Annotated in this window: 10 protein-coding genes; 4 read left to right on the top strand and 6 right to left on the bottom strand. The window is 56.5% G+C overall.

The genetic code is table 11. The annotated features are described in order from the left end of the window. The first annotated feature begins 206 nt into the window (after positions 1 to 206). Positions 207 to 572 carry an ArsR/SmtB family transcription factor gene (locus AC2T9U_RS01945; RefSeq protein ID WP_493696474.1) on the top strand — a complete coding sequence of 122 codons (366 nt, stop codon included), beginning with the start codon at positions 207 to 209 and terminating at the stop codon, positions 570 to 572. 34 nt (positions 573 to 606) lie between these two features. Beyond that, positions 607 to 1,830 (top strand): MFS transporter, encoded by a 1,224-nt coding sequence (locus tag AC2T9U_RS01940; protein WP_493696473.1) that lies wholly within the window; start codon positions 607 to 609, stop codon positions 1,828 to 1,830. Positions 1,831 to 1,989: 159 nt separating this feature from the next. Here AC2T9U_RS01940 and AC2T9U_RS01935 read toward each other — a convergent pair whose 3' ends face one another. Beyond that, on the bottom strand, positions 1,990 to 2,976 hold the full coding sequence (locus AC2T9U_RS01935) for a hypothetical protein (protein ID WP_493696472.1): 987 nt from the start codon (positions 2,974 to 2,976) through the stop codon (positions 1,990 to 1,992). 815 nt (positions 2,977 to 3,791) lie between these two features. On the opposite strand from AC2T9U_RS01935, the gene AC2T9U_RS01930 reads away from it, so the two are divergent. Continuing rightward, a complete protein-coding gene (locus AC2T9U_RS01930; RefSeq protein WP_493696471.1) occupies positions 3,792 to 5,252 on the top strand; it encodes a polysaccharide deacetylase family protein in 1,461 nt (486 codons plus the stop codon). A 69-nt stretch (positions 5,253 to 5,321) separates the two neighbouring features. Here AC2T9U_RS01930 and AC2T9U_RS01925 read toward each other — a convergent pair whose 3' ends face one another. From AC2T9U_RS01925 to AC2T9U_RS01905, 5 genes are all read right to left on the bottom strand, one after another. Further along, the gene (locus AC2T9U_RS01925) at positions 5,322 to 6,572 is read right to left on the bottom strand and encodes a YkvI family membrane protein (protein WP_493696470.1); all 1,251 of its coding nucleotides are present in this window, start codon (positions 6,570 to 6,572) and stop codon (positions 5,322 to 5,324) included. Positions 6,573 to 6,864: 292 nt separating this feature from the next. Beyond that, the gene (locus AC2T9U_RS01920; protein WP_493696469.1) at positions 6,865 to 8,427 is read right to left on the bottom strand and encodes an ABC1 kinase family protein; all 1,563 of its coding nucleotides are present in this window, start codon (positions 8,425 to 8,427) and stop codon (positions 6,865 to 6,867) included. A 93-nt stretch (positions 8,428 to 8,520) separates the two neighbouring features. After that, a complete protein-coding gene (locus AC2T9U_RS01915) occupies positions 8,521 to 10,821 on the bottom strand; it encodes a putative bifunctional diguanylate cyclase/phosphodiesterase (protein ID WP_493696468.1) in 2,301 nt (766 codons plus the stop codon). 315 nt (positions 10,822 to 11,136) lie between these two features. After that, positions 11,137 to 12,132, bottom strand: a complete 996-nt coding sequence (locus AC2T9U_RS01910; protein WP_493696467.1) for a PIG-L deacetylase family protein — start codon at positions 12,130 to 12,132, stop codon at positions 11,137 to 11,139. 189 nt (positions 12,133 to 12,321) lie between these two features. Then, positions 12,322 to 13,185 carry an NAD(P)-dependent oxidoreductase gene (locus tag AC2T9U_RS01905; RefSeq protein ID WP_493696466.1) on the bottom strand — a complete coding sequence of 288 codons (864 nt, stop codon included), beginning with the start codon at positions 13,183 to 13,185 and terminating at the stop codon, positions 12,322 to 12,324. Positions 13,186 to 13,330: 145 nt separating this feature from the next. Between AC2T9U_RS01905 and AC2T9U_RS01900 the strand changes: the two genes are divergently transcribed. Further along, positions 13,331 to 15,616 carry a putative bifunctional diguanylate cyclase/phosphodiesterase gene (locus AC2T9U_RS01900; protein ID WP_493696465.1) on the top strand — a complete coding sequence of 762 codons (2,286 nt, stop codon included), beginning with the start codon at positions 13,331 to 13,333 and terminating at the stop codon, positions 15,614 to 15,616. Positions 15,617 to 15,686 lie beyond the last annotated feature (70 nt).

The following is a 15,686-nucleotide window of genomic DNA, read 5'->3' as shown; positions in this document are numbered from 1 at the left end:
ACGAGAGGCACTCCGCCCTGGCAGGTCAAGCACCTGCTTCGGGTTGATTGCTACACACTCAACTTTGAAACTTGAGTTGAAGGTTGTCAACTACCACACCGAAAACTTGCGCATACTCGACTCAACTTTAAGCTAAGCGCCACTCCGTCTGCGAGATGCATACAGCAGGCAAGAACCCCTGGATGACATTTTGTTACTATCTGCGTATGAATGCAGATAGTAAGGTTTGCGGTCTCTCTCCCTCATCGGAATACGTTGATCTAGCAGCTGAAGTCTTCCGCCTGCTTTCTGACCCCACCCGAATCAAAATCATCCTGGCCCTGCGCGCCGCCGAAGAGCTCTCCGTTAACTCTTTGGCCGAAATCGTTGACAAAAAACCTTCCGGCGTTTCTCAACACTTGGCTCGCATGCGTATGGCCCGCATCGTCACCACTCGTCATGAAGGCACCAGCGTGCGCTACCGACTCACGGACGAGCACGCTCTGGCCCTGGTCATCGAAGCTGTCAAACAAGCCGAACACGCCACCGCCAACGGCCAAACACCACGGCACCACCACTCCCCCGCCGAGTAACCCACATACATCACCTCAGCGAACGACTCACCCCATGCTGCGCGTCCTCACCCACCACACCTACGCGAAGCTTTTCAGCGCCCACGTCATCGCATTAGTCGGCACTGGACTGCTCACTGTCGCGCTAGGCCTACTAGCTTTCGACATTGGCGGCGGTAACGCTGGCCTCATCATGGGCACCGCCATGACAATCAAAATGGGTGCTTACGTGTTCGTTTCACCCATCACTACCGCCTTCGTTTCTCGTCTTCCCCGCAAGCCTGTTCTCATTGGGGCAGAGCTCACCCGAGCCGCAGTAGCTCTCTGCCTGCCGTTCGTCACTGAAGCATGGCAGATCTACATCTTGATCTTCTTGCTTCAATCAGCTTCGGCCACATTCACCCCCACCTTCTCGGCCACAATCCCCACAGTCTTGCCTGATGAGAATGAGTACACCCAAGCGCTTTCACTCTCTCGCCTCGCCTATGACCTGGAATCACTGATCAGCCCGATACTGGCTGCAGCACTGCTGACCATCACTGGTTTTCATAATCTGTTTTTTGGCACGTTTGTTGGGTTCATTGCCTCTGCTGGGTTGGTCATAACAACTCACATTCCTGCCACTGCACCCTCATCGATAGAGAAATTTCACGACAGACTCACTCATGGGTGGCGGCTCTTCTGGTCAACTGCTGAATTGCGTGGCCTGATGGGGATGAATCTTGTTGTTGCCGCAGTCACGCCCTTGGTGATCGTCAACACTGTCGTTCTGGTGCGAGCCGAACTTGGTAGACCACAGCACGATGTTGCGGTGCTTCTGGCAGCGTATGGAGGCGGTTCCATGTTGATCGCACTTGGCATACCGAAGCTGATCAACCGCCTCACAGATCGCAGCATCATGCTTGCTGGAGGCATCTCACTACTTCTGCTTTTGATCGCCGCCGCGGATGCGATCGCTTGGACGACTCATTCTGCCCAATGGGGTGCACTTCTACTGGTGTGGACGCTGATGGGTGCCGCCACCTCGGCTGTGCTTACACCCTCGGCACGAATTCTGCGCAGGAACAGCACTGATGAGAACCGAGCCGCTGTGTTTGCGGCTCAGTTCTCGCTGTCTCATGCATGTTTTTTATTCACTTACCCGCTAGCTGGGTCATTGGGAACGGGTGCGGGGGTCTCGACAACCGCTTTGACACTTGTTCCGCTGGGATTGATCGGTGTGCTTACCGCAGCAGGGATGTGGATGCCTTCATCGGTGGCGAAGTTAGCGGCTAGCTAGCAGCCACATTCTGGTGCAGATCAGCACGATGACGTCGGGCAGTCTTCTGTCAATTAGGTGGTGGCCGGTCACGTCATCACAACCGGCCAGCGGTCAGAACATGTGGCCATGGTGGTATTGCACGATCTCACTGCTCTGTAGGTGCATCCGATGTGCTTTTTAGGAAACAGAGCTGTTCGTGGTGCATTCGGCGGCTTGTTGGCTGGCGTCTTGGCGAGCGCGCGACAGCCAGCGGCGAGCAGTGCGGTCAGCGACATGGTGGCCTAGGTGCGACATAGCTTCCTGGACGTGACGACCTGTCGCGGCATCGCCGTACAGATCGAGAACTTTTGCAGCGACGGTGCTGATTTCTTTGTCGCTGTCCGCAACGACAAACTGTGGCACCCAGCCAGAACCTGCGAGTGCCAGCTGAGGGGCTGTTTGGGGTGTATTTTCAGCGTCTTCGTTAGGAGCGAAGGAGGCATGTTTGGTCGTGGCCAAGGCAGGTAGTGAGTCAACAGCTGCGACCTGGCGCATCGCGGATGCGAGTGCTGCTTGATCCAAGTTGGGTTGACTCCGGCAAAGGCGTAGGTAGATGGCCTCCAGGCGGGCGCTAGCTTTGACGCGTTCACGGTTGGTTGCAGATGCGGCGGCCTGCCTTGCAGCTACTGCCACATCCAGGGTGGCGTTATGGCGGATGCGGTCACCCCAAGGCCAGGCTGCGCGCTCTTCGGCGTCGGCAAGGACGTGGTTGTGCCACAGCCAGGCGGCGATCAGTGGCGCAGCGAATCGGAGGGTGATAGCTAGAAACACCGTGATGGAGATCGTTTTGGGCGCTGCGGTGGTGAGGATTTCATGAAGGGCGGAGAAAATACCTGTGCCCAGGGCGATAGCCCAGGTTGCGATGAGGTCATTACGTGCGCAGCGGCCGGTGATGATGGCTTCGCGCGCAGACAGCGCTGCGACAACGAAAGCAAGCTCACAGAAGATGGCCATAGCGATAGCTATTTCAACGGGGAAGTTGAGAGCTTGGATGCCAACGAGGGCGATTCCGTGAGCGGAAAGAACGAGGGGTATCGCGATTGTCAGCACGGTCACGGTGAACACGGTGCGGGATCGTCCGGTGGCTGTTGAGGTAGCTGCCTGTGGTGGCTTGGCGTTTGTCATGGGACTAGGTCCTTTGGGTTAGCGATGGTTTAGGTATGTATTCGTTGTGCGGCGGCCAGATCCAGCAGCGCTCGGTCACGGATGTTTTGTACGAAGAGCTGCGCGTGTTTGCCCTGAATCGGTGTCGCCGTGTTGTGGTTTTGTGGGTGAGCTCTCTGCGGGCTCGCGACGCCGGAGCGCTACGTCGACAATTCGCTTCCGGGATACGGATGCAATTGACATTCGAGGTGACCATCGAGCCATGAAAAAGGCTCAGCTGGTTTCGGCGTTGTTAGGCCTCGAAGGGTTCGTGGAACGGAAGTCAGCGGTGGCGTTGCAGCCATGCCGTATGCACGACTGCGTCGTGGCCAAGCCAGCTGTCCGCCCGACCGGCCATTGCTGTGAGGGTGACCTGTATCGCAGGTCTTGATGTTCCGAGAGCCGTTCACATGAAACGGTTTCGATGCCTTTTTGAAAGGATACAAGGGTGATTGAGGGACCACTGAAAAAGTGGTAGTCCCACATGAGTGGCCACCACATCGCAGGCATGACCACACGTGAGGCAAAAGCACGTCGCAGCTGACTGGAAGAGTTTTCTACGACATTCAATAATTTTTGCCAGATCCTTGAACTCGCAATGTTTTTCGAGGTCATCGTGATGTCTGCACGCATGCGGGGCAACTGCCGCTTCCGCAGCCAAAAGGGTGCTTTTTCTTAGGCTCGAAAAAACAGCACCCACACCAACCACATCGCGAGACATGCAGGCTTCGCGCTGCCTGAATCTTCCCCCACTACCCTGGACCACCACATGAGCAGCGCGGGGCATCATTGCATTCGTGACGAGAGCAAAAAGAATTCGGGCAAAGCACCTCAGTGTCCTGCTCGCCGCGACACTGACATTGACATTAGCGGCATGCGGATCAGAGCCTGCAGAAGAATCAGCACAGCCACCGGCTGGAGTAACAGCAGACGTCGCCAAGCGCATTGACGAAGAAAAAGCTCACAAAGAACAGACGGAAAAAACTATTCCGGGACTTTCTGCAGCACAAGTAGCAGATGATGACCCTAATCGCCCAATATCTGTCAAATATCCACAACTTAATACTTACAAACCATTTAACGACTGGATATCTAAACAAGCCGAGCAAACCGCAGAAACTTTCCGCTCCGACAATCCAGCCAAAGGAGGCGTCGCAGCCCCAGAACTCACCCAAAACTGGAGGCTCCTCGCAGCCTCAGGGACCACCGTCGGCATACAGCTTGAAACATATACTTTCTCCGGGGCCTCCGGCTCAACGGAAAGTCGAACGGTATGGGTTGACTCCGCCAACAACCAACCTCAGCAAGGATCAGCCCTTCTGACCCCCGAAGGTCAAACGGAAGTCCGCAAACGCATTATCGAGGCAATTAAGAAAACAGGCGCTGCCGCCAACGAGCCAGACCCCCAACACACGGAAGCCGTGATCGCCGGAACAAGCTTCACTCCCGCTGGTGACCTGCACATTATCGTTTCTCAAGGAATGGTCACCTCATACTCTGAGGGACGTTTCGAAGTCACCCTTCAAGGAGACCCCACCTCCAAACTCACCCCGCTCGGTCAAGCAGCCCGCAAAGCCTCACTCCAAGGCGCCCCTGGGTTCACTGAGCCAGCAGGAAGCAAACCTGCCGCACCAGCCACCACCGCAGCCCCCGCCCCCAAAACAGACTGCAACGTCGAAAAGTGTGTCGCCCTAACCTTTGATGATGGCCCTGGTCCCGGAACACACAAGGTCCTTGATGCCCTTGATGCTCACCAAGCCAAAGGCACGTTCTTCATCCTCGGCGAGCATGCACCACTACACCCTGACGCACTCAAACGCATGGCTGCCGAAGGGCATGAACTGGGCAACCACACCTTGGACCACAAACTTCTTACGAAGTTGTCCCCCGAGGAGCAACGCCGAGAAATCGAAACTACAACCGAGACGATCAAACGCATCACTGGGCAAGCCCCTAAGACCTTCCGCCCACCGTACGGTGCCTACAACAAAGACACCCGCGCCGTGAAGATACCGATCATTCTCTGGAACGTTGACACCCAAGACTGGAAAACCCGCAGCACCGCAAAAACTGTGGAAAGCGCAGTCAACAGCGCACGTCCAGGCGCTGTGATCCTCATGCATGACATTCACGACTCGACTGTTCAAGCAGTACCTGAGATCGTGCAGAAGCTCACCGAAAAGGGCTTCAAGCTGGTCACTGTTTCTGAGCTTGGCGGAGAGAAAGTCCGCCCTGGAGAAACCTTCTCCGGCCGCTAAACACCCCGCACGCTCTGGAGGCCTTCGACGATTCGTCGAAGGCCTCCAGAGCGTCAAGCACCTACACGCTTAGGGTTGCAGCGACTTTGTTGGCTCCGCTTCACCTTCTTGCACAGCCGTGACCGCCTCACGATCCAAAACCTCGACAATCACCTCATCTGGCACGTTTGATTCGCGCGCAGCCGTGCGCAACGCCGCCGCCTCCGTACGCCCGAAACGACGCTTTGGGTGTGCACGTGAAGTCAACAATGCTTTTATGCGGTGCCGACGTCCAGTCTCTTCACGAATAGGGGTGCGACTACGTATCCACGCAACCAGCATCACAGCAATCATCGCTAATCCGATGTATCCGATAACGGGATACACGTAATTCATCAATGTACTGAATCCGACAAAGCTCACACCGTAGCCAACTACACACGTGGCAAGAAAAACTATTCGATAACGCTCAGGGCACGAAGCTGTTAGACGCCGCCCTAAGGCGTAAAACATCCCGATGGCAGTGTTGTATATCATCGCAAAAACAACAAAAACCATAATATATGCGAAAGCCGGATGCATTTCTTCAAACAAACGCAACATAGGAACATCCGCGGAACCAACTCGCGCAATATTCAGATATAGAACAATTGCAGCCATGAGCAAAAGCACCATGTAAGCGGCGCCGCCAGCCAACCCACCCCAACCAGCTTCACGAGGATTGGGGTAATTGCCACCAATAACCAAACACATTGACACACCGAGCATCAATGCCAGCCCCGTGTAATTCAGCGAGACAAGCCACCAAGGCTGCACCGGCGATTCGGTACTCAATGCTACGTTCTGCAATGCCCAAACATCCGCTGGCATGTGAAACATCGTGTAGCAGAACGCAATCACCACAGCCACGATGATCAACGGCGTAATTCCCGAGATAATCCCAGAGACCTTATCTACATCCAGCATCCCTGTAGCCATGACCAGCAGTAACATCACTCCTGCCCCCACCCATGATGGCAGAGAGAACTGCTGCTCCAACGTAGATCCCGCACCAGCGAGCATCACAAATCCCACCGCAAATAGCGTTAATGTCACTGCACCATCTAAAGCAGCAGAAACTATGGGGTGCGCCACATTTCGAAAGACCATGTTGTGTTCGCGCGCCAAAAAATAACTACCCAGTTGAATGATGACTGCACCCATGACCGTCATCAACACGCCTGACAGAACCGCACCCCACAACCCCGTGAGGCCAAACGACACGAAGTATTGGATCACCTCCTGACCGGTCGCGAACCCTGCCCCAATCAATAGGCCCACAAAAGCTAGGGCAATCTTCACAGTCGTACTCGGTGACACGTCCGCTCCTCCGCGGCTCGACGACAAGTGTCCGCCCAGCACGGTAACCGTCTGTGATCGAAGAGAAGGCCCCCAACGACGTTCGGCACATTTTTTAGCACCATCCAACCAGCACCATCGAAGACCTAGGAAAAACTTTACTTCCCAGCTCAGAGAGGTTTCGCTTAGAGAGAACTTGGCTACTTCATCACAAATTACATTCGTGTCCCACGTAGTGAGCAAAACGCATCTTCACGACCCCGCAGAGAGAACCAGCATCGGTATGGCTAGCGACTTATTTGCGTGCTCGATACCATGCACTCCACATAATCGATCCCGCAATAATCCCCGACGAAGCCAGCATGCCCCCCACCAAACGCCGCGTGTCCCGGTCACGTTGCCGCCTCATTTTCTGCAGCGAATCCCCCGCAACCGTCACCTCGCTCTCACCAGATTCGATCACATCCAGTACCCGACTGACCCGCGCTGGCAAGTCATGAGCGAAAACCATCGCATCACCAAGCAAGTCAGTCGCGATCTGTCTGAGCTGCTCTGGGCGCATATCAGCACCGAAAGCCTCTCTGGCCTGCACTGCAGCCAAATCGGGTAACGACAAATGTGGAGACAGCCTGCGCACCAACCCCTCTGCCACGCTCATGGCCCGCAAAGCCACCGGAATCGAAGGATCCAGTCGAAGCCGATGTGCCCTCACAATGCGAGTGATCAACCCACCAACTTCAGCAGCTGAAAGCTCAGACAATGTCGTGCTGCGCAGAATATGGACTAACTCGCCGACATCGCGACGCAACTTCGGGCGGTCAAGATGACGACGTGGCGTAGCTAAATCCAACAGTGCAGAAATCAGCAACCCTTCATGCGGAATCGCGAAACCAGCGATGAGCCGCAGCAGCGCACGCCGCGTAGCTGTATCGACATGTCCCACCATGCCCCAGTCAATAAAAGTGAGATGGCCATCAAGGTGCACATAGACATTGCCTGGATGAGGATCAGCATGGAACCGCCCGAAGGTAAGCAACATGCGCATCAAGGCATCGACATAACGTCGTCCTGCACGGTCAGGATCAATACCCGCTGCGCGCATGGATTCAAGATCATCAAGCCGAATACCGCCAACTATCCGCTCTTGGGTGAGCACGTCAGCGGTGGTCAAATCGCGGTACACAGCTGGAATAGCTATCGCTTCATCACTAGCAAAGCGGGAACGCATTTCTTCGCAGTTGGAGGCTTCGGTTCGGAAATCAAGTTCGGCGCGCAAGGTGGCGGCGAAGGTTTGCATTGTCTCGATAACACCGAGTTCTTCGAGTTGAGGACGCGCCCGGCACATCGCTTTAACTAGTCGTTCCATCAGTTCCAGATCAATATGCACATTCTCGAGCACCCCTGGTTTGCGGACTTTGACAACAACCTCACGCCCGTCACTAGTAGTAGCGGGGTGAACTTGACCGACGGAGGCCGACCCCAGCGGCACGGGGTCGATGTGGCGGAAAAGAGCGCTCGGATCGGCCCCTAAAGAGGTAGCTATCGTGGCGCGGATATCAGCAAAAGGCGCTGGGGCAGTGTGGTCGGTGAGGGTTTCGAGTGCGTCGCAGTATTCGGCGGGAATGAGATCACGGCGGGTTGCAAGGGTCTGCCCCAGCTTTATCCAAGCGGTACCGAGTTCAGTGAGGGTACTGACCAGGACTTCAGGACGGGTATTTTCAACTGCGCGGATACTGGCGTCGCTACGAGGTGGGTCGCTGGGGTGTCGAGAAAGCCCAGCACTGTCGGCTAAGGCACGCAGTCCGTTGCGGGCGAGTATTTCTCCTACTTCACGCGACCGGGCGAGTCCGCGTTTCACCGCCACCTCCATGCGTTCGTATGCGTACTTCCCTGTTACATCTCCTTCTTGTTTACATGTCTTGGCGAGGATGAAGGCATGTGAGTGGGCCTATCAGCCTGTTTCGACTGGTGCTGTGAGGATCTGGGCTGACGGGACGGGACGGCCGTAAAAGAACCCTTGAACGCGAGGGCAACCGAGCTGGGCGAGGGCCTGGGATTGTTCAGCGGTTTCGATGCCCTCGGCGGTGACGCGGTTGATTCCTACGCTGGCAACCAGGTCAAGCACTGCTTTGACGCGTGCAGGGGCGGCAGGGTCGTCATCAAGACGTTTAATGAGGGATCGGTCAAGTTTGACACCATCAATCGGCAAGTTCAGCAGCGTAGTGATTGATGCGTATCCAGTGCCGAAGTCATCCAGGCTGAGGGCCAGGCCTGCCTGACGGAGGCGGTGGAGCGTATCAAGAGCAGGCGAGTCGTCGTCGACGAGCATAGATTCGGTGATTTCCAGGACAATCCGACAAGGGCTAAGACGCACCTGGTCGAGAGTTTCTAGAACGGTGTCAACGAAGTTGGCTTGGAGGAGTTGAGCGACAGAAACATTGACGGAGAGGGAAACATCTTCTAGCCCTAATGCACTGATTAGGTCACTGAATTCGGCGGCAGATTTGCGGAGTATTAGGTCGCCGAGATCGCAGATAAGGCCAAGTTCTTCGGCCAGAGGGATGAATTCATTGGGCGGAATGGGACCTAGTGTGGGGTGCTGCCAGCGGGCAAGAGCTTCCCAGCCAGCTAGTTCGCTGTAGTTGTTCCCGCGAAAGATGGGTTGGAATGCTACGGAGAGCGCGTTACGACTCAAGGCCTCGCGCAGAGCCTCGGACATCACGGCTCGTTTGACGGCTTGCTCTTTAAGGACGCTGTCGTAAAAGGTGCATGTACCTCGGCCGGTGGCTTTGGCGCGGTGTAGAGCTAAGTCGGCGTTACTAAGCAGCTCGGCGGCAGTGTGCTGTTCGTGGGGGCAAGCCAAGGCAATCCCCATGGAAGCGGTGACAGTGTGGCCGCGGCGGGCGCCAATGGCGACGGGGGCGCTGAACGAGGCTTGCAGCTTGGCGGCGAGGGCAAGCGCTTCTGCTTCGTCGGTGACTTCGGTGACGAGTGCGAATTCGTCTCCGCCGTGGCGGGCGACGGTGTCTTCTGGTCCGGTCGCTTCGCGCATTCCGGCGGCGAGGTGTTGCAGGACTTTGTCTCCGACGTCGTGTCCCCAGGTGTCGTTGACGTCTTTAAAAGCATCGCAGTCCAGGTAGATGAGGGCGATTGCTGGGCTATTGGAACGCTGGCGGAGTAGGCGACGGTTGAGGTCGTTGTGCAGGGCGAAGCGATTAAGTAGTCCGGTGAGTTGGTCGTGGGTGGCGCGGTAGCTGCTGTCGCGTTCAGAGAGGGCTAGGTGGCGGGTTGCTGCGATAAGTCGAGAGATGAGCAAGAGGAGTAGTGCGACGACGAGCAGGGAGCGGATGCGGTAGTCGAAGGTGGAGAGCATGGGGGTGAGCAGGCCGAAAGACGTTGCGGTGACGGCAACAATGACGTACACGTTACGAAGTGTCATGTTGTCTGCGTCAACGGGTTTAACTACGTGTTTTCCCCAGTCTTTAATGTGTGGGTGGGTGATGCCTGCAATGAACGATGCCCAAGAAAATAGGTTGAAGCCCATGATCCAGGAGGGTGGCCAGGAGTCGTAGTTAAGGGCGTAATAGGTGACTACGCCGTGGACGGCCAGCATGATGAGTACGCCAGTAAGGAACCAGTTGAGGCCGGGCGTGGTGCCTTTAATGCGGAAAAGTACCTGGCCAGCGAATCCAAGAATGGCGAGGTCGACAATGGGGTAAATAGCCCAGGCGAGGTCAGCGGTGCGGCCGGTTGGGTGTATTTGTTGGGAGATGGCCCAGGTGGCGATAACGATACCGATGGTGGCTGCGCTGGTGTCGAAAATGGCGTAGGTCAGGCCACGCAATCCGGTGAGGTGCCAGGTGGCGTAGAGAACCCAGATTCCGGCGATGACGTAGCTGGCGAGGCTGAGTATGTCGAAAAGGGCAATATTGGCGATGTGGGGGTCAGGTGAGCCGGGGTAGTTCCTGACGAGGGTAGCCCCGACTGGGCAAAGCCAGGTGAGAGAGAAAAACACCCAGAGGCGGCGGGGGCGGTATGCGGCTAGTAGTGGGGTGGCAGCCACGATTGAGGCCAAGACCAGCATGAAAGCGTTGGTAGCGATGAGCTGGGTGGCGCTGGCTCGGTCGCCTAGCCAGATGATGTAGGGAATGAGAAAGGCAAAGAGGAGAATGAGGGCACGTTGTCGGTGGGTAGCACGACGTAAGAGCGGAGGTTTATGCCCCGCTCTTTCCGCCTCTTCCACTATCGACACACCCATCTCCTCGACCTGGTACCCCCGAACCTAAGCTCAAGCGTATTGAAATGGTGCTGTTCGGGATAACGGCGCGGGTTGTGCAGTTGTATATGTGAAGTCGTGTTGTGTTCATCCACGTCGGTGGTGTCGGTGGAGCCCCCCGGGGTGCGCCGCGCTATGACTGGTGTCAGGTGGCGTTAGCTGCGCCGTGTGGATCACCAACCAGTTTGTCCCGCATTGACGGTGACATGAATTTTCTTCGGTGACAAGGCCATTCTTGGTCAAGCTGAAAGGTTAGTTCGTTTCATAGCCTCAACGGTTCCTCAGCGACGCTTATCGCAAGGTGGCTAGCTCGACATCAGGGCGACTTTGGGTGGTAGCTATCCAGTTCAAGGCGCGAGTGCGGTCGCTGTCTGTAACCCAGGCGTCACGACTGCTAGGGCCATGTGTCCAGACGCCTGGACGCTCGCGCAACGCTCGGAAGGAACGCGAGACGGAATGTTTCCAGCCGATGGCGTAGCGGCCGTTGTTGGGGTCCCATTGTCGGTACTCTTCAGCGGCCTGGAGCACTCGCCCGTCGGTGGAAGGAATCCATGCACCGATAGGAGTGGCCACGGCAGTGGTAATGGCGTATGAGGGAGCGTCGGGCTGGTAGGAGCTGTACTGATAAAAGTGGCATTCAGGGCCGTTGCCGTCGCGGCACCGTCGGTCGAGATGGTCAGCGAGGTGGTAGTGGGCAGGATTTTTGTCGAGCCAGCTCATGGAGTTGTATGCGGCGTGGGGACCGTAGGTATTGATGATCTGATCCATGGCGGTGCGGAAAGGTTGCGGCTCATCAGTGTCTTCTACGCCGAGGAAGTGAATATTCTCGGTTTTTATGCCGAGTTTTTTAGCAGCGGAGACGAACTCAGCGTTTCGTCCGGCTTGGTATTGAGCTTGTGTGATGGGAGGTAGCCCCGCACGGGTTAGAGCGTTGTTCACGACGCGGTGACCGCGAGCATTGTTTCCCCGTGTAACCAGAACAAGGTGAACGTCTTTGCCTGCCGCGGTATCGGTGGCGATGGCTGATCCCATGGAGAGAGTCTCATCGTCTTGGTGAGGAGAGATGTAAACCTGAGTGTGAGCACGGTGCTGCAGGCGAGAACGAACGCTCTCTCTTTGACGCGCTGAGTCAGCGCTGGCGATGCTGGGTGTGTGAGTGGGTGTATGTGCGTGGCTGGGCGCGATTGCCGCATCGGCCAGGGCTGACCCGGCAGCAGGCAGGCTTGTCGTACCCCACATGCTGAGGAAAAGAACAGCGGCGAAGGTACGTACGGTGGGCGCGGCCATGCAGGACTCCGTTCCAGACGGCCCCTTGAATGTTCACCCCGACACGGACTCCATCCGTGCCGCATCGGTGCGTCCGCCTCGTTAGGCAGTAAAACGCCCAGTTATGAGCCTGCGCATATCATGTGGGCTGCTTATTCATGCATCGAGGCAGCCCCGCATCATTTGTGTTTTCGAATTTTTATGTGACAGCTATTCGCTGCCGAACATGGCGGAAAAGTCGTGGCCACCTCGCCTGGCGCGCTGTTGGCTCTCTAACGAAGCAAGCGCTGCTCGCAATGCTGGAAGGTCTAATCCTGCGCGATGGTGGCCGTGGCGAATAGCCGCGTCCACTTGGGCAATCATCAATCGAGCATCTTTAGTGATGGCATCAACAGTGAAGTCACCCTGGGCTGTGTCTCGTTCTCCACGAATAAAGGGCGCCTTCATGTTGGCAATGAACTGCAATCCCGTTGACTGCAGCATTGTCAAAACGTCTTCTTCCCCCACGCCCAATGCATCACCTAACGCGAGCGCTTCTCGTAATCCTTGGGCGGATATGGCTAGGGCAAGATTGGCCAAAAGCTTTCCAGTGGCGGCGCGGGCTGCGCTGTCAACGCCGATGAGACGATCTGGATCAGCCCATGGGCGTGCAATGTCTAGGGCCAGGGCGCGTAGTTCAGCATGGGGGGTGCCGACGTAGACGCCGAGTTTGCCGGCGCGGGCTGGGCCGAGTGTACCGATCACCGGGGTAGCTATATAGGTATCGCAGGTGGCGGCGAATTCTTCAGCATCGTGTGGAGAGACGGTGGTGGCATCTAGCCAGGGCGTTCCTTGGGGGATGAGGTGAGAGTCGATGACGATGTCACGAACGGTGTCTGGTCCAAATAGTGCCGTCACGACGGCATCTGCGTTTTTGACTGCTGCCTGTGGCGTGTGTGCCCATTTGGCTCCTTCAACCAGCACACGTTGGGCGTTGGCTTCGGTGCGATTCCAGATGGTGAGTTCATGGGTGCGCAGTAGGTGTAGAGCTAGTTCGGTGCCCATGCGGCCGGTTCCGAGAAAAGCAATCCTCATACCGGCTAGTCTCCCACTCCGTGCAGCCCATATACCGGAATAGTGAGCTTCACACTCTTACAATTGAATTCATAGTCCAGATGCTTGTAGTGCCATATCCAGGTAACCCTCCCGGCCCAAAGCCATACAAGGAACGGTGACGGCGGTGACCTATCCCATCGCAGGGAAAACCACTCCACCTCACAACAGGTGTGCCGAACACTCTCTTCTTACCGGGCTGGCTGTCGTTGCAGTCGTTCTCTATCTTGTTCTGCCATCGGATTTGGCCACCCCGATCAAGAATGTGTGGATCGTTCTTTGCGGGCTCATCGCTGTTTTTAGTCCTCTAGCGAAGCGTTTACGGAAAAAACAACTGTGGGCCCAAGTGCCTGTCGTGCTGTGTTTTTACCTCTACTCGATGATTGACCGGGGGAACGGTCACAACATCGGCCCTTTCCAACTCAGTGACGGTACTTACATCGCCGGATACGTCATCTTGTGCCTGTGGCTCACCAGCCTTAACGCGCAAGTGGTGGGCAGGCATCTTGCGCTGCGTGTTTTCCTCGACACTGCAGCTTCAACCAGCGCAGCCGTCTTAGCGTTATGGACCTTCGCGGTCACTGTTGTCCCCACCCATTCGCTGCCTCCCAGCCTTATCTGGACCGTATACCCGATCCTGGACATCATTGCCCTATCGCAAGCAACGCACCTGACATACCGCAGCAGCGGCACTCCTTCAGCGTGGCGATGGCTGCTGCCTGCTTTTGTTCTCCTCTTCATCACAGATGTGGCGTATGTTCTCCTGACCGTTTTCCAAGCCCAAGACGGCATTGAACCCATTGCCGTCAACTACATGATCGCCGCCTATTTCCTCGCTGTTGGCGGCCATCACCCTTCAATACGCGGCCCTCTTCAACCACCTGCCGCTAAAGAGCCACGTTCCACACAGTTCCTGCGCATCTCGCTCATCTTCACAGCCGTCCTACTCGCCGTTATTTCATTGGCTTTCCCTGTACACCGCCACGAGGACGAAGTCGCTCGATCTGGCCTCATCGCGTTCCTCCTCATCGCTCTATTCGCTCGACTCCTCATGACCATGCGTGACCTCGCCCGAGCTGAACAAGAAAGCCGGAACCGCGCCACCTACGACGCCTTAACCGGACTTGTCAGTCGGCAAGAATTCATCGACCGGCTCCATCACCGACTCACTTCAGACCACCACGACGGCCTTCACACCGCACTGCTTTTCATCGACTGTGACGACTTCAAACTCGTCAATGACACCTGGGGACACGCCGCAGGAGACTGCCTCCTACGCGAAGTCGCGTTACGCCTACGCAACGGAATCCACGGAGACCGCGTCCTAGGGCGACTCGGAGGCGACGAATTCGTTGTCGCCATCTCTTTAACCGACCCAGACGAGGCCAACGACCTAGCCCACACCGTGCAGGCCCTTTTCGACGACCCAATCCCCGTCCTGCCACACCATCTACACAGAGTCCGCATCTCCCTTGGCGTCGCCACCACCGCAACCACATCCGCTATCCACCCCGACCTGCTCAGCATGGCTGACGCTGCTCTCTACGAAGCCAAAGCCCGTGGCCGCGCCCAATTCGTGGTGTACGACGAAGAGTTAGACCAGGCAATCCATCAACGAAATGCCCTAGCCACATCACTGCGCGAAGCAATCAAGCACGACAACCTCACCATCACCTACCAAGAAATACGTACCGGCCCCGGCTACACCCGTACCGCAGGGTGGGAAGCCCTCGCCCGCTGGCGTCACCCCACACTTGGCGACATCCCTCCAGCAGTTTTTATTCCACTTGCCGAGGAACTGGGCCTCATCAACGCTCTGGGACAGACAATTCTCTTACGCGCCTGCCGGGAATTCGCAACCCTGCGCACCAGCCTAGATCTAGCTGGCACCTTCATCTCCATTAACGTTTCGGCACCACAACTACACGAACCTGGTTTCGCTACAACCGTTCTTGATGCTCTTAACCTCGCCGGGCTCCTACCCGAAGATCTCAAACTCGAAATCACCGAGACGATGATCGTGACCGAAGATTCCCCAGCCATCGAAACCCTCACTAATTTGCGCGCAGCTGGTGTACGCATCTGTATGGACGACTTCGGCACCGGCTACGCATCCTTAGCCACGCTCATCCGGCTCCCCCTAGACACAGTCAAACTCGACCAATCCATCACCGCACGACTCCAGCACGATCCTCAAGCCCCCGCCCAAGCAACCGCCATCCTCGCCCTGGCCAGAAGCCTACTCATCGCAGACATCGTCGCCGAAGGCGTCGAAACCCCTCAACAAGCTGCACTTTTGGAATCAATCGGCTGCCCCATGATTCAAGGATGGCTCTACGGGCGCCCGCGCAGCCTCACCGACATCATCGCTTCCCGAACACACCAAATCCCCACCCCAGGCAGGCACACCTAACCAGGTTCTACCAGAATCTTTTCACCTACAGGACGCCCTCTTCTTGACTGGGGCCTGTTTGGAATACTGT

Source organism: Dermatophilus sp. B7861-1, assembly GCF_058996045.1.
This window is presented reverse-complemented; position numbering and strand designations above follow the sequence as displayed.